This is a genomic window from Xenorhabdus sp. SGI 60 (genome assembly GCF_056632175.1).
In genome coordinates, this window is sequence record NZ_CP196860.1 from 441,596 (window position 1) to 460,619 (window position 19,024).

The following is a 19,024-nucleotide window of genomic DNA, read 5'->3' on the forward strand; positions in this document are numbered from 1 at the left end:
ATTCTCGTTTTGTGAATCACGTTATTGTGTGAAATGTAATCGTTTAGAGCCAGTCACGCCGAATTTATTTCCTATCCAGAATGCCAGTAAACTCAGCAATAGCGATGGCACGATGGGGTGGAAACCAAAAAGCTGGATATTGAAAGTTGCCAGCAAAGTATAACTTGTCGCACCTGCCAGCATTGAGCTTATCGCCCCTTGGGCATTGGCTTTTTCCCAATATAAGCCCAGAACCAGTGGCCAGAGGAAAACAGCTTGCAGTCCACCAAATGCCAGCAAGTTCAGCCAGATAATCATCTCAGGTGGGCGCCAGGCTGCCAATAGCAGTAATCCCCCTATAAATAGAGTGGAGTAACTGGAGATACGTGACAGTTTTTTCTCCTGACTGATCTGCTGTGGAAACAGATTCAGATAGAGGTCTTTGACGATAGTGGCCGAAGATTGCAGCAGTTGGGCGTTAATGGTAGACATAATCGCAGCCATTGGTGCTGCCAGAAAAATGCCGGCAGCAACAGGAGGTAGTACCGTGAGCATTAAGGTTGGGATCACTTGATCGGGGATAGTCAGATCAGGAATGATGGCTCGGCCAAGGGCACCGGCAAGGTGCATACCGAACATCAGGAATGCCATGATGATCGTGCCAAGCACAATACCGCGATGAACGGCTTGACTGTCTTTATAAGAGATACAGCGCACGGCGGTGTGTGGCAGCCCAACGACACCAAAGCAAACCAGTACCCAGAAAGACGCCATAAATGGCCCGGTGAGGATATGATCAGCACCATAAGGGGAAACCAGATTGGGGTCAATAGTGCGCAGTGTCGTCACTGCTGCTGACAATCCACCGGCTTTGTAGATAATGCCTGCCAGTAATAATGCCGTTCCCAACAGCATCACCAGCCCTTGTAAGGCATCATTAAGGACGCTGGCTCTGAAACCGCCAAATGCGGTATAGAGGGCAATGGAAATGCCAAAAATCAATAAACCCGTATCGTAAGGGATACCTGCGGCTGTCTCCAGCAAACGAGCACCGCCAATGAATTGAACTGTCATGGCACCGATAAAGGCGACTAACAGGCTTATACTGGCAAACCAGACCAGAAAGCGGCTCTGATAGCGCGCATATAGCATGTCATTGAGGGTGACCGCATTGTAACGGCGGGCGAGGATCGCAAATTTTTTTCCCAGTACGCTAAGTGATAGCCATATTGCAGGCAGCTGAATCAGTGATAACAATACCCAACCGATACCATACTTATAAGCGGCGCCAGGGCCACCAATAAATGAGCTGGCACTGATATAGGTTGCTGTAATGGTCATTGCCAATACAAAACCCCCCATTGAACGGTTGCCAAGAAAATACTCATTGAGGAATTCACCGGTTTGTCGGCGGCGATAAGCATAGATTGAGAGTATGAAAACCAATGCCAGATATCCCACGAGAGGCAGAATGACTTCACTTTGCATCACTATCCTCCAGCGGAATGTCTTTGAATATAAACTTCACCATCAAGTAGCAGAGGATGATAAATAAGGCCGGTAGCAGCAGGCAAGCCAGTTCAAACCAGCGGGGCAATCCAGTTAAGCCGGTGGCATCACTGGGTAAATAAGCACACAGTAGCCAGCCAACAAGATAAGCCAACGTCAGGAATATCGCCCAGCGTGCTTCTTTGTGGGATTGAACAAATCGTCCGTCCATTCGTCCTCCGGGTAATTTACATGAAACAAGATGGGGGAATTCATAAACAGGAAAATCCCATCGACAAAAGATGGGATTTTTTAATTCAGGTCAAAGAAACCTTACTTATCATGCAAGCCGAGTTTCTTCTCCAGATAGTGGATATTGGTTCCGCCTGTCTGGAAGTTCTCGTCATCCATAATGGCCAGTTGCAGATCGATATTGGTCTTGATGCCATCAATGATCAACTCAGCCAGTGCGTTCTTCATACGCACTATTGCCACTTCACGGGTTTCGCCGTAAGTGATCAACTTACCGATCATAGAATCATAATAAGGCGGTACGGTATATCCCGCATAGATATGGGATTCCCAACGCACACCAAATCCACCCGGTGAGTGGAAATGGGTGATCTTGCCCGGACTTGGCAGGAAGGTTTTCGGATCTTCTGCGTTGATACGGCATTCGATCGCATGGCCTTTGATTTCGACATCTTTCTGTTTGATGGACAGTGGTAAACCAGAGGCGATACGCAGCTGTTCCTTAATCAAGTCAACGCCAGTGATCATTTCAGTCACTGGATGTTCAACCTGAATACGGGTATTCATCTCAATAAAATAGAATTCGCCGTTTTCGTACAGGAACTCAAATGTACCCGCTCCGCGATAGCCGATTTCGATACAGGCATTGGCACAACGTTCACCAATGCTACGGCGTAGCTCTGATGGGATGCCTGGTGCTGGTGCTTCTTCCACCACTTTCTGGTGACGGCGCTGCATGGAGCAGTCACGTTCAGCCAGATAGAGCGCATTGCCCTGACCATCAGCCAGAACCTGAATTTCAACGTGACGTGGGTTTTCAAGGAATTTCTCCATGTAGACCATGTCGTTGTTGAAAGCTGCTTTGGCTTCTGCGCGGGTCATGGCGATGGATTGTTCCAGATCTTTGTCGCAGCGTACAACGCGCATACCACGACCGCCGCCGCCGCCCGAGGCCTTGATGATCACCGGATAGCCGATGCGGTTTGCAATGGCTTTGTTTTTCTCGGTATCGTCACCCAATGGGCCATCAGAGCCAGGCACGCAAGGGACGCCCGCATTTTTCATTGCGTTGATAGCGGAAACTTTATCCCCCATCAAACGGATGGTGTCCGCTTTCGGGCCAATGAAAATAAAGCCAGAACGCTCGACCTGCTCGGCAAAGTCAGCGTTTTCGGACAGGAAGCCATAACCCGGATGGATTGCCTGTGCGCAAGTGATTTCCGCCGCAGAGATAATGGCAGGAATATTCAGATAACTTTTTGCTGAGGCGGCCGGGCCGATGCAGACGGTTTCATCCGCCAGCAGGACGTGTTTCAGGTCACGGTCTGCCGCAGAGTGCACAGCCACAGTTTTGATCCCAAGTTCCTTACAGGCTCTCAGGATACGCAGTGCAATTTCACCGCGGTTAGCAATGACAATTTTTTCAAGCATGGGGTGCGCCTTGTTATTCGATGACGACCAGTGGCTCGTCGAATTCAACAGGTTGACCGTCCTGGACCAGAATCGCTTTCACTACGCCAGATTTGTCAGCTTCGATCTGGTTCATCATTTTCATCGCTTCAACGATGCACAGGGTTTCGCCCTGATTAACATGCTGGCCGACTTCAATGAAAGGTTTTGCATCCGGGCTGGGTGAACGGTAAAACGTACCAACCATTGGGGAGCGAACTGTGTGGCCGCTAATTTCAGCCGGTTTGTCAGCGATGGCTGGCGCAGCGGCCTGCACTGGCTGCTGGGCGGGTGCAGAAATATATTGCTGGGTCACAGGCATTGCCGCGGCTGTCGTTACCCGGCTGATGCGCACTGACTCCTCACCTTCAGAAATTTCCAGTTCAGAAATGCCAGATTCTTCAACCAGCTCGATCAATTTTTTTATCTTACGAATATCCATGAGTGTGGTTCCGTACTTTTAAGTCAATTAGTTGGATGTTGACAAGCGGTTGACCGCTGCCTGTAATGCGAAACTATAACCATCCGCCCCCAATCCGCAGATGACGCCGACGGCAATATCGGAAAGATATGAGTGGTGGCGGAATGGTTCGCGGGCATGCACGTTGGAAAGGTGAATCTCAATAAATGGGATACCTACCGCCAGAAGTGCGTCGCGCAATGCCACGCTGGTATGCGTGTATGCCGCAGGGTTGATTAAAATAAAATCCGTATTGCCCCGCGCAGAATGAATTCTTTCAATCAGTTCAGATTCTGCGTTGGATTGCAGATGGGATAATTCAGCCCCCGATTGTGGAGCTTCTTTTGACAGTTTGTTAACGATGTCGTCCAGCGTTAACTTGCCGTAGGTCTCTGGCTCTCGTGTTCCCAATAGGTTCAGATTAGGGCCATTCAAGAGTAAAATGCGAAACTTGTCTGCCATTGTGCGGGTATCTCCGGCAATCTGTCAACAATCGACCAAGATAACTCGATGTCAACGGTTTGTCATCTCTTTCTGATAGCTAGAATTGTAAATTTGACGATAAAGCCCGACATTATAAACATATCGTGGCATTTAGCAGCTAAATACTGGTCTTATCAGCACACTTTCACCACTGTTCTGCCCGTAATTTGATTGTTTATCAACTTATTGGCGTATTCGATCACCTGTTCTAATGTAATTTCATTAGCGGCTTGCTGATAAAAGGAATCTGGCAATAGCGCTTGCAAACGCTGCCAAATGGCAGGACGTTTCGACGCCGGGACAGTGACAGATTCCACGCCCTGTAAACGAATATTACGCAGAATAAACGGCATTACGCTCGTGGGGAGTTGATTGTCGCTTGCCATGCCACAGGCGGCTACTGTACCGTTGTAACGCACTTGTGCCAGCAAGGTAGCCAATATCGTGCCACCAACGGTATCTATCACACCGGCCCAACGTTGTTTTTCTAATGGACGTGATGGCTGGTTGAAGTTGCTGGCGGGCAAAACCGCTTTCGCTCCCAGCGAGATCAGGTAATCTTGACTGTCGGGTTTGCTGCTAATTGCTGTGACGGAATAACCCAGTTGTGACAGTAAGGTTATTGCCGTACTGCCAACTCCACCACTGGCTCCCGTTACGACAATTTCTCCGCTTTCCGGTGTGACGCCCCCTTGTTCCAACGCCATGACACATAACATGGCAGTAAAACCCGCCGTGCCGATGATCATCGCTTGTCGGAGACTTAATGCGTGCGGTAAAGGTGTTAGCCATTCACCAGATACTTTCGCTTGTTCTGCCAGCCCACCCCAGTGCGTTTCTCCCACGCCCCAGCCAGTCAGCAAAACATGTTGTCCGACGTGAAAACGGGGATCTTCGCAGTGATGGACAACACCTGAAAAATCGATCCCTGGCACCATCGGAAATTGGCGGATAATCTTCCCTTTGCCACTGATGGCAAGGGCATCTTTGTAATTGAGTGTTGACCAATGGATATCAACGACCACATTACCCGGTGGTAATTGAGATACATCAATATCTTGAATAGATGCTGATAATGTTTCGTGTTGTTCCAGTAATAAAGCTTTCATGATCATCCTCTCTTGATAGGTATCTGGCTGACATTATTACCTGTTTAGCATTACCACGATTCTGGTATTACCACAATTTTGTATCATTACAATTTTGCGTTACTACAATATAGATATAGATAAAGCCTATATAGATAAAACTTATATAGATAAAGCCTGATGTACTGAAATGGGTGGCAACAATGTTGTGATATCTCACCAAATTCATCTATTGTTTTTATAATTCATGAACTATTTCGCCTTGGGACTTTCTTTGTCATGTTGTTTTTTGGTGTATTAGCTGAATTAACCCATTTTTATGCAGTTTTTTTCTGCTCCGTTAGAGAAAAGTAACGTAGAATATCGTATTTCTGATGTGAATAACGTGGCCACTTTTATTGAAGTAGTAAAAGTAGTTAATTATGCGCCTTGTCGCTGCTTCATGTGGTTGGTAGAGTAGACGGAAAATCTCCGTCCCCAGCTTGCAGGATTATCCTTTCGTTATGTTAAAGAAATTTCGTGGCATGTTTTCCAACGATTTGTCCATTGACTTGGGTACTGCCAATACCCTTATTTATGTCAAAGGCCAAGGAATAGTATTGGATCAACCCTCTGTCGTTGCGATTCGCCAGGACAGAGCCGGTTCACCAAAAAGCGTTGCAGCAGTAGGGCTGGAAGCAAAACAGATGCTGGGACGTACTCCGGGTAATATTGCCGCTATCCGTCCCATGAAGGATGGGGTTATTGCTGATTTTTATGTTACTGAAAAGATGCTACAGCATTTTATCAAGCAGGTTCACAATAACAGCTTCATGCGTCCAAGTCCGCGCGTTTTGGTCTGTGTGCCTGTCGGTGCGACTCAGGTTGAGCGTCGTGCCATCCGTGAGTCCGCCCAAAGTGCAGGAGCGCGGGAAGTATTTTTAATTGAAGAACCTATGGCGGCGGCTATCGGTGCTGGTTTGCCGGTTTCCGAAGCAACGGGTTCAATGGTCGTTGATATTGGTGGGGGAACCACTGAAGTTGCTGTTATTTCCCTTAATGGGGTTGTTTATTCTTCTTCTGTGCGTATTGGTGGTGACCGTTTTGATGAAGCCATCATCAACTATGTTCGCCGCAATTATGGCTCCCTGATTGGGGAAGCAACGTCAGAGCGCATCAAACATGAAATTGGTTCTGCCTATCCAACGGATGAAGTACGTGAAATTGAAGTACGTGGTCGTAACCTTGCTGAAGGTGTACCGCGCAGCTTTACTTTGAATTCCAATGAAATTCTTGAAGCTCTGCAAGAACCATTAACGGGTATTGTGAGTGCAGTGATGGTCGCTCTGGAACAGTGCCCACCAGAATTGGCCTCCGATATTTCTGAACGAGGCATGGTGCTGACTGGCGGTGGTGCGTTGCTGCGTAATCTTGATCGTTTGCTGATGGAAGAAACCGGCATTCCTGTCATTGTTGCTGAAGATCCCCTGACCTGTGTTGCCCGTGGTGGTGGCAAGGCGCTGGAGATGATCGACATGCATGGTGGCGATCTGTTCAGCGAAGACTGAAAGTAACTCTGCGAGCTGGGAGGTGGATATGTTTTATTGGGACCTCCTTGCTGATTGTGCCGGAGTTTTATCATTTATGAGACAACACAGCTCGACAATACGCCATTTATGAAGCCGATTTTTAGCAGAGGGCCTTCTCTGCAACTACGACTCTTTTTTGCTATCATTGTTGCCATTATTTTAATGGTGGTAGACACTCGCCTTGGTATTTTCAATAAAGTCCGTAGCTACATGGATACGGCTGTGAGTCCTTTTTATTTTCTTGCCAACGGACCGCGTCAGTTTTTGGACAGCATCTCAGAATCTTTCGTTAGCCGCAATCATCTTGAGCTGGAAAATAGCACCTTGCGTAATGAATTGCGTTTACAGGACAGTAAATTGCTGCTGTTGGGGCAACTGAAACAAGAAAATTCCCGTTTACGTGAATTGCTGGGGTCGCCACTGCGTCATGATGAGCACATGATGGTATCGCAGGTGATTTCTGGGGGGATGGACCCATACCGCGATCAAATTGTCATTGATAAAGGGGCGAAGGATGGTGTGTACGAAGGGCAGCCGGTTATCAGTGATCGAGGTGTCGTGGGTCAAGTGACTGCCGTGAGCCAGTTGAGCAGTCGGATATTGTTGATTTGCGATCCCTCTCATGCAATTCCTGTGCAGGTGCTGCGTAATGATATCCGTGTTATCGCTGGTGGAGCCCGGTGTACGGATGATCTCCTACTGGAACCCTTACCAAGTGATACAGACATCCGCGTAGGTGATGTATTGGTGACATCGGGGCTGGGAGGGCGTTTTCCTGAAGGTTATCCTGTGGCTGTAGTCTCTTCTGTCAAAATTGATAACCAGCGGGCTCATGCAGTAATTCGTGCCCGTCCGTTGGCTGAATTGCGGCGCTTGCGCTATTTACTCCTATTGTGGGGGGGAGATAATGATCCCTCTGAACCATTACTACCTTCGGAAGTATACCGCGCTGCTAATGAACGTCTGATGCAGATGTTACCGCAAGTGTTGCCAAATCCATCAAATGAGTCACCGCATTTGCTGGCACCAAAATCAGCAGAAGCGCCAGCGGAAAAACCGTCATTACCAGCTACAGGAAATCGTCAATGAGTCAATATCATAGCCAAGGACGCTGGGTCATTTGGTTATCTTTCCTGATTGCAATAGTGCTACAGATTATGCCGTGGCCGGAGCAGTTTTTTATGTTTCGGCCTACCTTACTGATGTTGTGCTTAGTGTATTGGTTGCTTGCGCTTCCCCATCGTGTCAGTGTTGGTACTGGCTTTGTCTTGGGGATTATTACTGACCTGTTGCACGGAAGTATTTTGGGAGCACATGCTTTGGCATTTAGCATTATCAGTTTTCTGGTCGCATTCAAATTTCAGCTTATCCGCAATATGGCACTTTGGCAGCAAGCCCTGGTTGTGGTCGGTCTTTCGACATTGATGAACCTCTGCGTTTTTCTGATCCATGCTCTGTTACTAAAGACCCTCTTTCACCCAGAAGTGTTTTGGAATGGGGTGGTCAATGGTATTCTCTGGCCTTGGCTATTCTTATTAATGCGGAAAATCCGTCGTCAATTTTCAGTCCGTTAAAGTGGGTTCTGTATTTAAAAAGCAAAGGTATATAACAAAAAATAGCTGATGGGATAGACTCCTAAGGATTATTCGCGATGAAAACCATTTACTTAGCTTCTGGCTCCCCAAGACGGCGTGAGCTGGTGGAATTATTGGATTTTAATTTTGAAATCCTGGCATCTCAGGTCGAAGAAAAATGGCGTGCGGGAGAGTCTCCACAGCAATATGTTACTCGATTAGCCAGAGAGAAAGCCCAGGCTGGCGTAGCCATTGCACCACATGCTTACCCCGTTCTGGGGGCTGATACCATTGTTGTATTGAATAACCGAATTTTGGAAAAACCGCGAAATCAGCAACACGCTGTGGAAATGCTTAACGGTTTGTCTGGTCAGTGCCATCAGGTAATGACGGCTGTTGCTTTATCGAACAATCAACATACCTTGAGTGAGATAGTCATTACAGATGTGATATTCCGCCAGTTGTCCCAACGGGAAATACAGGAATATATTGCCACTGGGGAGCCAATGGATAAAGCCGGCGCTTATGGCATTCAAGGTAAAGGCGGTTGTTTTGTCAGAAAAATTAATGGCAGTTACCACGCTGTTGTCGGCTTACCATTGGTGGAAACGTATGAATTAATCACACGATTTTTAGCGTTAGCTGATGGGAAGGTCTATTCATGACAGCAGAGTTATTAGTCAATATAACACCATCCGAAACGCGGGTTGCTTATATTGATGGCGGTATCTTACAAGAAATTCATATTGAGCGGGAAGCCAAAAGGGGCATTGCCGGAAACATTTACAAAGGGCGTGTGAGTCGGGTTTTACCGGGTATGCAAGCGGCTTTTGTCGATATTGGTCTGGAAAAAGCCGCTTTTTTGCACGCTTCGGATATTGTGCCCCATACTGAGTGTATTGCCGGCGAAGAGCGGAAAAATTTTCATGTCAGAGATATTGCTGAATTGGTGCGTCAGGGGCAGGATTTACTGGTTCAGGTAGTGAAAGATCCTCTGGGGACAAAAGGTGCCCGTTTGACAACGGATATTACCTTACCGTCACGTTATTTGGTGTTTATGCCGGGAGCATCGCATGTTGGTGTTTCACAGCGCATAGAGAGCAAAGAAGAGCGTGAACGCCTAAAAAGCATCGTTACGGAGTATTGTGATGAGCATGGTGGGTTTATTATCCGCACGGCCGCTGAAGGGGTGGGGAAAGAAGAGCTGGTACAAGATGCAGCATTTTTAAAGCGCCTGTGGAGTAAAGTGATTGAGCGTAAGAAACGCAATATCACCAAAAACAAGGTCTATGGTGAATTAGCGCTGGCGCAGCGTGTGTTACGGGATTTTGTTGGCGCTTCCCTTGATCGCATTCGGGTCGATTCCCACCAAACATTTCTCCAATTGCAGGAATTTATTGATGAATACATTCCTGAAATGAACGCTAAACTGGAACATTATCAGGGAAATCAACCGATATTTGATCTGTACGGCGTGGAAAATGAAATTCAACGGGCGCTGGAACGTAAGGTGGAATTAAAGTCAGGCGGCTATCTGATTATTGATCAGACAGAAGCCATGACGACAATTGATATTAATACCGGTGCTTTTGTTGGGCATCGCAACTTAGATGAGACTATCTTTAATACTAATATCGAAGCAACACAGGCGATCGCCCGACAATTAAGGCTGCGTAATTTGGGGGGTATCATTATCATTGATTTTATTGATATGGGTAATGAAGAACACCGTCGCCGTGTATTAGCTTCCTTGGAACAGGCATTAAGCAAAGATAGGGTGAAAACCACCATCAATGGTTTTTCACAATTGGGTTTGGTGGAGATGACGCGCAAGCGGACACGGGAAAGTATCGAACATATCTTGTGTGATAATTGTCCAACGTGTCAGGGGCGTGGCACGGTAAAATCCGTCGAAACCGTCTGTTATGAAATCTTGCGTGAAATTGTACGCGTCAACCGTGCAATTGATGCCACTCGTTTTCTGGTTTATGCCTCGCCAGCCGTAAGTGAAGCCCTAAAAGGGGATGAGTCCCACGCATTGGCAGAGGTGGAAATTTTTGTGGGTAAACAGGTCAAAGTGCAGACGGAACAACGTTACAGTCAGGAGAAATTTGACGTCATTATGATGTAACACAATCAGTTAATTTGTAAGAGCTAGTTTGTAAAAGCGAGTCTGTAGAAGACGATTTATAGAAACTAGCTTGCAGAGAAATAGCGCTGGCAACCAAGGAGAAATGCGTGAAGCGACTGCCGGGGATACTATTAGCGACAGCCGCAATAGTCATTATCATTGTGGCTTTGCTTGTCAGCGGGTTGCGTTTCTTCCTGCCACACATCAATGAATATCGTCAACAATTAGTCGAAAAAATTGCTGACGTGACAAACATTCCTGTCAATATTGGCGACATAAAAGGTCATTGGGAGCCTTTTGGCCCTAGTCTGGAAATCCGCGATATCAGCGCGAAAACGGCAGATGTCGATATTCACGCCAAAAAGGTTATGCTTTCTTTGGATGTCTGGCGCTCACTGTTACAACGGCGCTGGCATTTTCGTGATCTCTCCTTTTACCAGCTTCAGGTAAATTACGATAAAGCTCTGTTTGGCGCAGAGGGCGAAAACAGGTTTTCTCAGCCGGATAGCCTCTCCACCCTGTTTCTTGAACAATTCAATCATTTTGATTTACATGACAGCCGATTGACCTTTTTTACGCCATCAGGTGAAAAAGCCGATTTGCTATTACCGCAGCTAACATGGCTGAATCAAGATAATCGCCATCGGGCACAAGGCAGCGTAAGCCTCTCTTCGATTAATGGGCAAGAAGGTATTATCCAGGTGAAGCTTGACCTGAAAGATAGTGATGGGATTTTGGATAATGGCACCGTTTATTTGCAGGCCGATGATATCGACATGCGGCTGTGGCTGAGCCGTTGGTTAAGGGATAATACAGGGTTGGATAATGCCCATTTCAGTTTAGCCAGTTGGATTACCTTGCAGAATGGGCGGATTGATAGTGGACGTTTGCAGCTTAGGCACGGTGGCGCCAATTGGCATGTCGAAAATGAAAAACATCGGCTTGAAGTGCGTGACTTCCTTGTGCAGATGCGTCGCCAGGATGAAGGGTGGTTGTTTGAAGCCCCAAATCTAGCAAGCCTGAAAATTGATGAGCAACCGTGGCCTGAAGGGAAGCTCGCGACACTGTATATTAAGCAGTCACAGCAATATCAGGGTAATGATCACTGGCGTATTCGTGCCGAAAATATTCAGCTTGAATATTTAAACGGGATATTACCGATACTCTCTTTTGTGACACCGGATACGGTCAAGGATTGGCAGCATCGACAGCCAAAGGGGATGATTGACCATTTTGCCCTCGATATCACGCCAGCGCTTTCCGATGACATGGGAATTCGTCTGAAATGGCAGGATGTAAGTTGGTTACGTTGGAAGGAATTGCCCTCAATCAACCATTTCAGTGGCAGGTTAGAGGGGAATAAGCAGTGGGGAAAGCTCAATCTTGTACTGAAAAACAGCACCATTGATTATGGCAATATGTTTCAGGCTCCGCTTGAGATTACCCGCAGCGAAGGGCAGGTATCCTGGAGAAATGGTCAAAATGGCCTGGAAGTATGGAGCCAGGGGCTGGATTTGCAGGCCAAATCGCTGTGGCTCAATGGGAATTTCCATTACCTAAAACCTCACAGTAAACCGCCTGTTTTAGCCATGTTAGCGGGAATTCGAGCCAATGACCTGGGTGAAGCCTGGCGCTATTTTCCCAAGCCACTGCTGGGGGGATCCCTGACAGACTATTTGACCGCCTCCTTGATTAAGGGAAAGGTCGATAATGCGACCTTGGTTTTTCATGGTGATCCGCATGATTTCCCGTTTAAACAGAACAATGGGCAATTTCAGGTAGTTATACCGCTGCGCCATGCCACCTTTCAATACCAACCCGATTGGCCGGCGCTGTTTGATTTGAATATCGATCTGAATTTCCAGAACAATGGATTGTGGATGCTGGCACAGAAAGCGCATTTGGGAAAAGTGGAAGCGACCCACGTCTCGGCAGTGATCCCAGATTACGGTGAGCATAAGCTGTTTATTGATGCGGCACTCTCTGGAGACGGGAAGAATATCCATGATTATTTCAACCACAGTCCGATGGCAGACTCGATTGGCAGCGCACTCGAGAACTTACAGCTTAGTGGTAGGGTGGATGGAAAACTCCATATGGATATTCCCTTGCAGCATGGCAAAGTTATGGCGAGTGGAGAAGTGATGCTGAAAGATACCCATCTGTTCATTAAGCCATTGAATAGCGAGATGGCGCATCTCAATGGCAAATTTCGCTTTGACAATGGCAAGTTAAACAGTGAAACATTGTCTGCTCACTGGCTAGGAAATCCTTTGTCCCTGGAAGTTTTCTACCCAAGACTTGGCAAAACATTATCAGGTTGATGTAAAACTGAACTCACATTGGGCGGCGAAGGCATTACCGGAACTTTCAACGGAGATTCGCAACAAGCTATCTGGAACGCTGGATTGGCAGGGGGATGTCAATGTGACGATACCTTCTGGTGAATCAAAAAGTGACGTCAAATACCGTGTTGCAATTAATGCAGATTTGTCACATTTGAACAGTCAATTACCCATATTGGACACAGAATCTCTGCGGGAATGGCATAAGGTTAATCTCCATGCTGAAGGTGATATGAACCAGTTCCAGATCAAAGGATTAATGGGCAAGCGATATGCTTTCAATACCCAGTGGAGGCTGGAAGAAGCCCATGCCAAATTGCAGCGAGGTATTTTTCAGACCGATAATATAGGTATTCCTGCTCTGCCGAAAAAATCATTGTTGGCTTTAAACTTGCCTGCCATTGAGGGTGAAAAATTATTGCCGTTGCTTGAACTTCTGCATTGGAAGCCCTCGAGAGAGAATGGTTCGCTGTGGCCAAGTATATTTGAAATTTCATTGCCTGCACTGGATCTTGCTGGACAGCGTTGGAATCAACTCACACTCAATGTCATGCAACAAAACAGTGAAGTCACCGTGAATGCAAAGGGGAAAGAAATTGATGGCAACTTACTGATTACAAAACATAAACCGATGCAGGCATCAATCAATTATCTTTATTACGATCCTCTGTTTGCGACAGATTCGTCGGTTGATGACAAAAAGTTAATGTCAGAAAAGGCGCCAGTTCCCCATTATGCTTTGAACAATTGGCCTGCATTGGATGTTAAATGCGCAGAATGCTGGGTGGCTGGATTAAAACTCGGCAAAGTATCTGGCTCGCTCAAGCCAGAAGGTGATTCTCTGGTTTTGACCAATGGACAAATGGAAAACAGTGCCGGAAACCTGACATTATCCGGGCGTTGGTATGAAAACCATACCGGCAGTTATAGCCATATCAAAGGGCAGTTATCAGGCGAAAAATTCGATGATATGGCCGCTTATTTGGGCTTCATCGTTCCAATTGTGGATGCGCCTTTCAAATTTGATTTCAATTTGAAATGGCACAATATCCCGTGGCAGCCAGATCTCAAGACATTGAATGGCACGTTGACTGGAGACATGAAAAAAGGGGCTATCGCCAAATTGGGCGGTGGCAGAGCTGGGCAATTATTCAGGCTTATCAGCTTTGATGCGTTGTTGCGTAAATTACAATTGGATTTCAGTGACACATTCAGTAATGATTTCAACTTTGATTCCATTCGTGGTGACGCGACGATAAAAAATGGCGTCATATATACCGATAACTTTCTCATTGATGGATTGGCAGCGGACATTAATGCTACAGGGCGGACAGATTTAGTTCATCGTCAGATCAATATGGAACTGGTCATCACGCCAGAAATTTCGACAACGGTGGGCGTCGCAACGGCCTTTGCCGTCAATCCGGTGGCTGGAGCCGCAATTTTTGCTGCGACAAAAGTACTGAGGCCCCTATGGAGCAAAATATCGGTAATTCGCTATCGGCTAACGGGCAGCCTTGAACAGCCTAAAATTGATGAAGTTTTACGTCAGCTTAAGGAGAATAAAGGGTCATGAGAAATGCTAATGTTGCACTTTTACAATTATGCAGTGGTACGAATGTCAAACATAATCTAGCGCAAATTGAACAGCAGATTAGGCAATTACCAGAGACAGTCAAACTGGTTCTGACACCCGAAAATGCCCTGTTGTTCGCTGATGCTGATACCTACCGCGCACATGCAGAAACGCAGGGAGATGGGCCATTGCAACAAGCTGTGAGCGAAATCGCGCAACGTTACGGTGTTTGGCTGCTGATTGGCTCTATGCCGCTGGTTAGTCGGGAAGATCCTACTCGTATCACCAGCAGTAGCCTGCTGTTTGATGATCAAGGAGAAATTCTAGCTCGTTACGACAAAATTCACATGTTTGATGCCAATATCAACGACGAACACAGTGCCTATAACGAATCTACTATTTACCAGCGTGGGGAACATATTACTGTTGTTGATACGCCGGTGGGTCGCCTGGGGATGGCTATCTGTTATGATCTGCGTTTCCCGGGACTCTTTCAGGCATTGCGTGAACAGGGGGCGGAGCTTATTTCCGTCCCTGCGGCGTTCACCCGCTTGACGGGTAAGGCGCATTGGGAACCCTTGCTGAGAGCTCGTGCCATTGAGAATCAATGTATTATTCTGGCACCTGCCCAGGTTGGTGTACATGGCACTCGCAGGACATGGGGACACACCATGGCGGTCAGTGGCTGGGGAGAAATTATCAAGAAAAATCCTCTGACTGTCAGCGCATTACAGCTTAATATCCGTCGGGAGAGTTTGACTCACATGCGTGAGCAGATAAAAGTGGTGAAACACAATCGCTTCCGTCCACAACTGACTTCTTTGATAAAAAAGAATACAAATTAAGATAAAAGAGTAATCAATATGAGTTTAACTTATGTCAGTGAACATTTACTGGCTGCTAATAATTTGAATCATCAAGACTTATTTTCGGTACTGGGCCAATTGTCGGAACGTCGTTTGGATTATGCCGATCTCTATTTCCAAGCCAGTTATCATGAAACATGGGTATTGGAAGACCGCATCATCAAAGAGGGTTCCTATAATATCGATCAAGGTGTGGGCGTTCGCGCGATTAGCGGAGAAAAAACGGGTTTTGCTTACGCAGATCAAATTACCTTAAATGCGTTACAGCAAAGCGCTCAGGCTGCGCGCAGCATCGTGCGGGAAGCGGGTAATGGCATTTCGCACACGTTAGGAGCAGTGACGCATAAGGCACTTTATCCGGCCATTGATCCTTTGCAGAGCATGAGCCGGGAAGAAAAAATGGCTTTGTTGCATCGCCTCGATCAAATTGCACGGGCGGAAGATCCCCGAGTACAGGAAGTGAGTGCCAGCCTGACCGGTGTTTATGAACAAGTGCTGGTGGCGGCGACAGACGGTACATTGGCAGCAGATATTCGCCCATTGGTACGCCTTTCTGTCAGTGTATTGGTGGAAGAAGAGGGTAAGCGTGAGCGTGGCGGAAGTGGCGGTGGTGCTCGTTATGGTTACGAATATTTCCTGCGTACTGAAAATGGTCAGATTCTGGCAGAGCAGTTTGCGCGTGAAGCGGTTCGCATGGCACTGATCAACTTGTCAGCGGTTGCAGCGCCTGCGGGCACTATGCCTGTCGTATTGGGTGCTGGATGGCCGGGAGTTCTGCTACATGAAGCGGTGGGGCACGGTCTGGAAGGAGATTTTAACCGCCGCGGAACTTCTGTTTTCTCTGGTCAGGTTGGGCAAAAAATGGCCTCAGAGCTCTGTACCGTAGTGGATGATGGGACACTTGAAGGTCGCCGTGGTTCACTGGCGATTGATGATGAAGGCGTTCCGGGGCAATACAATGTCCTGATCGAAAATGGCATTTTGAAAGGCTACATGCAGGATAAACTCAACGCTCGCTTGATGGGGGTGGTTCCGACAGGTAACGGCCGCCGTGAATCCTATGCCCACTTGCCGATGCCACGTATGACTAATACCTATATGCTGGCGGGGAATTCCACACCAGAAGAAATTATCGCCAGTGTGGATCGTGGGCTGTATGCACCGAATTTCGGTGGCGGTCAGGTGGATATCACATCGGGTAAATTTGTTTTCTCAACCTCTGAAGCCTATTTGATTGAAAACGGCAAAATCACCAAGCCAGTAAAAGGTGCGACCTTGATTGGTTCGGGGATTGAAGCTATGCAGCAGATCTCAATGGTTGGAAATGATTTGGCTCTCGACAAAGGTGTAGGGGTTTGCGGTAAGGAAGGCCAAAGTGTACCAGTAGGTGTTGGTCAGCCAACGTTGAAACTGGATAACCTAACCGTAGGTGGAACAGCCTGATAATTTCTTGAGCAATAGAACGCATAGCTTGAGGTCATCATGAAAAAGAGCATCCCGGGACGGTATTATTGGTTTTGGCTGTCATATATACCGCCTTTGCCAGCTCAGAGAAAGAACAGATTGATGTTCTGACTGAACAAAACCGTGTTGCGGGCTATCTGCGCCAGCATCACACATTGCCAGACTATTGCATGACGAAGAAGCAGGCCCGTCGTCTTGGTTGGAACGCTTTCTATGATGAATTCAAACAGCGCTTTGATCTTGGGGATGATTTTGGTGTCAACCTGAATGCACTGTGGGATACAGTGACTGGCTATATTCAGTTACCTGTTGAGATTAATTTTATCCACGTGACTCCGCAAAAAAGAACGTGCTTTGCGGCAGTAATATTGTTGTTAGAAGAAGCCGAAAAAAGAGCTGGAAAGGGAATTTCGGTTTAATGTGATAGATTGAGTTTTTTCTTTTGTTGGATGTTGTCGGCATGCTTTGATAACTATTCCCATTGGGATGTATTATTTATTTTCCAATAATCAATAAGAATCCCTGCCTAAATCAACCTTACCATCAGGGTATTCAACTCTGGATGGTTCGTCACCCCAGGAATTATAATCTTAGGTATTTTAGTTTCATTTAAAATAGGTTTATAGGTAATTTTCCATTCATTTCCATCTATCAGTCTTAACCCAAAATATGTTAACCCACCAGATTTACCATACAAACCTATTTGATTAGGAACATCGTAATCTTTTCTTAAAAAAGGGTAAATAATTGGTCGGTAATCAATCGTATTTAGCATTTCCTTCATACTTTCAGGTTTTTTTGCTCCATTAATGAACGCTTTTATACCAGTTCCAGTGTAGGGAATAGCTCCTTTCATTATATGTTCAACATTTATATACGAAAGAGATATGGTAATAGTATCGATTCTCCATTGGCACCATCCACCTCCATATGAAGGTATTTTCTCCTTAAAGTAACCTGTCTTTGGATTAACTAAGATATTAAATTTATTCCAATGATGATTAGGTTCATGATAAAGCGTACCACCCGCGGTATGATGAGCAGAAAGACACTTAACTGAGGTATAACCACCTTTTAAGCTCGGTTTGGTATTTGGTGGAACAATGCCTTCAACCGTGATCCATTTATTTTCTTGGGGCGGAAAGAATGGGTTAGCATTATTTCTATAAGAATTCCAAGATTCCGAGATAATACTCGATAAAAAGTCACATCCGGTCAAACACAGAGTTAGTGGTAATAATGTTATTGGCATAAATTTTATTGCCATTTCTATGACTCCTCATTATTTTTTATCGTTTTTCAGAATAACGTTGCAAGGCTAATGAACCTATTTTATCATTTCGAGTAACTTCTAGTGTACTTGCTAGCTGATTATCTATTTCCATTAAAAAATAGTGTTTTCTAATCTTTTTTCTATTCTGCATTGCCCGAATGGAGGTTGGTTCACTTTCCAAAAATGACAAGTCTTCATTAGATCTTTGAAATTTTTTATTTGGGGGAAGCGCGCACAGTTCTCTTAATCTCTGGTCAATATAACGTGAATATAAGGTACTACTATGATCTAAAGCTCCTAGTCCCTCCTTATCAGTAGAGTTTTCATTATTATCTGGGTATAAAGAACTTATTTCTTGCTGCCTGAACTGATCTATCTTCGACTGTGCTTGTTGCTCGATAAATTCGGCAGTATCTTTTTGAGTTTTTTCATTTAATGATGGTAGTAAATACAGTTATATGTGTAACCACCAATAGCAATAATCACTTTTCCACCGTGATCGGTGGTGTTATTTAATAAAAGAACGGCTTTGTTTGTCGTCATAATCTTATTACCTGAAAGGTTTGGTTTTTAATGATTGAATCAACTACAACATCAGAAACTACAAATAATTCGTGTTGGCTCATGATGTTGTGATGGTTTCAGGGCAACTGTGTTACCACTCACCATAGGGATATTTTTTCCCTTTGATAAAATCTTTAATACGTTTGGAATATTCCGCTATAGCCATCAGGACTAGTTTGTTTTTCCCTGACATACTGTCATTTTATCGCCGAAAACCGATTCACCGGTGGCAATTAAGATATTATCGCCGTTATTCTTATCGATGCCGCTTAACCATGCGCGAGCTATACCACTTGGTGCTAAACCGATATAAATAACTTTTCGGTAATCAGGTGGCTGTTTTTCATATCTGGGGTAGAAAGCAGGTTCACGCATCAGTTGCCTTACATCTGACGTAAATTTAAAGGTTGTCTGATACGATTTTTTATCAATTACTGAATCCCAGCAAACGGTCAATGAAGGGG

Annotated in this window: 17 protein-coding genes and 1 pseudogene; 10 read left to right on the top strand and 8 right to left on the bottom strand. The window is 45.9% G+C overall.

The window, feature by feature from the left end:
* Positions 1-21 precede the first annotated feature (21 nt).
* The 6 genes from panF to acuI form a co-directional block, all read right to left on the bottom strand.
* Entirely contained in the window at positions 22-1,467 is a 1,446-nt protein-coding gene (gene panF / locus ACSJJG_RS01985; protein WP_481088274.1) for a sodium/pantothenate symporter, read from the bottom strand.
* Positions 1,457-1,699 carry a YhdT family protein gene (locus ACSJJG_RS01990; RefSeq protein ID WP_047768703.1) on the bottom strand — a complete coding sequence of 81 codons (243 nt, stop codon included), beginning with the start codon at positions 1,697-1,699 and terminating at the stop codon, positions 1,457-1,459. The genes panF and ACSJJG_RS01990 overlap by 11 nt, the downstream gene beginning before the upstream one ends.
* Positions 1,700-1,800: 101 nt before the next feature.
* Positions 1,801-3,150: an acetyl-CoA carboxylase biotin carboxylase subunit gene (accC, locus tag ACSJJG_RS01995; RefSeq protein WP_481088275.1), complete on the bottom strand. Its 1,350-nt coding sequence runs from the start codon at positions 3,148-3,150 to the stop codon at positions 1,801-1,803.
* 13 nt (positions 3,151-3,163) lie between these two features.
* Positions 3,164-3,610 (bottom strand): acetyl-CoA carboxylase biotin carboxyl carrier protein, encoded by a 447-nt coding sequence (gene accB / locus ACSJJG_RS02000; protein WP_481088276.1) that lies wholly within the window; start codon positions 3,608-3,610, stop codon positions 3,164-3,166.
* A gap of 27 nt (positions 3,611-3,637) precedes the next feature.
* Complete coding sequence (gene aroQ, locus ACSJJG_RS02005) at positions 3,638-4,090, bottom strand: type II 3-dehydroquinate dehydratase (RefSeq protein WP_481088277.1); 453 nt, start codon at positions 4,088-4,090, stop codon at positions 3,638-3,640.
* Positions 4,091-4,245: 155 nt separating this feature from the next.
* A complete protein-coding gene (acuI, locus tag ACSJJG_RS02010; RefSeq protein WP_481088278.1) occupies positions 4,246-5,220 on the bottom strand; it encodes an acrylyl-CoA reductase (NADPH) in 975 nt (324 codons plus the stop codon).
* A 482-nt stretch (positions 5,221-5,702) separates the two neighbouring features.
* On the opposite strand from acuI, the gene mreB reads away from it, so the two are divergent.
* The 10 genes and pseudogenes from mreB (at position 5,703) to ACSJJG_RS02060 (ending at position 17,155) form a co-directional block, all read left to right on the top strand.
* Positions 5,703-6,746 (top strand): rod shape-determining protein MreB, encoded by a 1,044-nt coding sequence (mreB, locus tag ACSJJG_RS02015; RefSeq protein ID WP_481088279.1) that lies wholly within the window; start codon positions 5,703-5,705, stop codon positions 6,744-6,746.
* Positions 6,747-6,854: 108 nt separating this feature from the next.
* Positions 6,855-7,856 (top strand): rod shape-determining protein MreC, encoded by a 1,002-nt coding sequence (gene mreC, locus ACSJJG_RS02020; RefSeq protein WP_481088280.1) that lies wholly within the window; start codon positions 6,855-6,857, stop codon positions 7,854-7,856.
* A complete protein-coding gene (gene mreD / locus ACSJJG_RS02025; RefSeq protein ID WP_481088281.1) occupies positions 7,853-8,341 on the top strand; it encodes a rod shape-determining protein MreD in 489 nt (162 codons plus the stop codon). The genes mreC and mreD overlap by 4 nt, the downstream gene beginning before the upstream one ends.
* Positions 8,342-8,418: 77 nt before the next feature.
* Entirely contained in the window at positions 8,419-9,006 is a 588-nt protein-coding gene (locus ACSJJG_RS02030; RefSeq protein ID WP_481088282.1) for a Maf family protein, read from the top strand.
* Positions 9,003-10,472 (top strand): ribonuclease G, encoded by a 1,470-nt coding sequence (rng, locus tag ACSJJG_RS02035; RefSeq protein ID WP_481088283.1) that lies wholly within the window; start codon positions 9,003-9,005, stop codon positions 10,470-10,472. The genes ACSJJG_RS02030 and rng overlap by 4 nt, the downstream gene beginning before the upstream one ends.
* 107 nt (positions 10,473-10,579) lie before the next feature.
* A complete protein-coding gene (locus tag ACSJJG_RS02040; protein ID WP_481088284.1) occupies positions 10,580-12,796 on the top strand; it encodes a YhdP family protein in 2,217 nt (738 codons plus the stop codon).
* Positions 12,774-14,393, top strand: a complete 1,620-nt coding sequence (locus ACSJJG_RS02045; RefSeq protein WP_481088285.1) for a YhdP family protein — start codon at positions 12,774-12,776, stop codon at positions 14,391-14,393. Before ACSJJG_RS02040 ends, ACSJJG_RS02045 begins: the two co-directional genes overlap by 23 nt.
* The gene (gene nit1, locus ACSJJG_RS02050; RefSeq protein ID WP_481088286.1) at positions 14,390-15,238 is read left to right on the top strand and encodes a deaminated glutathione amidase; all 849 of its coding nucleotides are present in this window, start codon (positions 14,390-14,392) and stop codon (positions 15,236-15,238) included. Before ACSJJG_RS02045 ends, nit1 begins: the two co-directional genes overlap by 4 nt.
* 18 nt (positions 15,239-15,256) lie before the next feature.
* Positions 15,257-16,702 carry a metalloprotease TldD gene (gene tldD / locus ACSJJG_RS02055; RefSeq protein WP_481088287.1) on the top strand — a complete coding sequence of 482 codons (1,446 nt, stop codon included), beginning with the start codon at positions 15,257-15,259 and terminating at the stop codon, positions 16,700-16,702.
* Between the two features lie 191 nt (positions 16,703-16,893).
* Positions 16,894-17,155: pseudogene (locus tag ACSJJG_RS02060) on the top strand (barstar family protein).
* 94 nt (positions 17,156-17,249) lie between these two features.
* On the opposite strand, the gene ACSJJG_RS02065 reads toward ACSJJG_RS02060, so the two are convergent.
* Both ACSJJG_RS02065 and ACSJJG_RS02070 read right to left on the bottom strand, forming a co-directional pair.
* Positions 17,250-17,990: a hypothetical protein gene (locus ACSJJG_RS02065; protein WP_481088288.1), complete on the bottom strand. Its 741-nt coding sequence runs from the start codon at positions 17,988-17,990 to the stop codon at positions 17,250-17,252.
* Between the two features lie 741 nt (positions 17,991-18,731).
* Positions 18,732-19,016, bottom strand: coding sequence for a DUF2931 family protein (locus ACSJJG_RS02070; protein WP_481088289.1), 285 nt, complete (start codon positions 19,014-19,016; stop codon positions 18,732-18,734).
* Between the last annotated feature and the right edge of the window lie 8 nt (positions 19,017-19,024).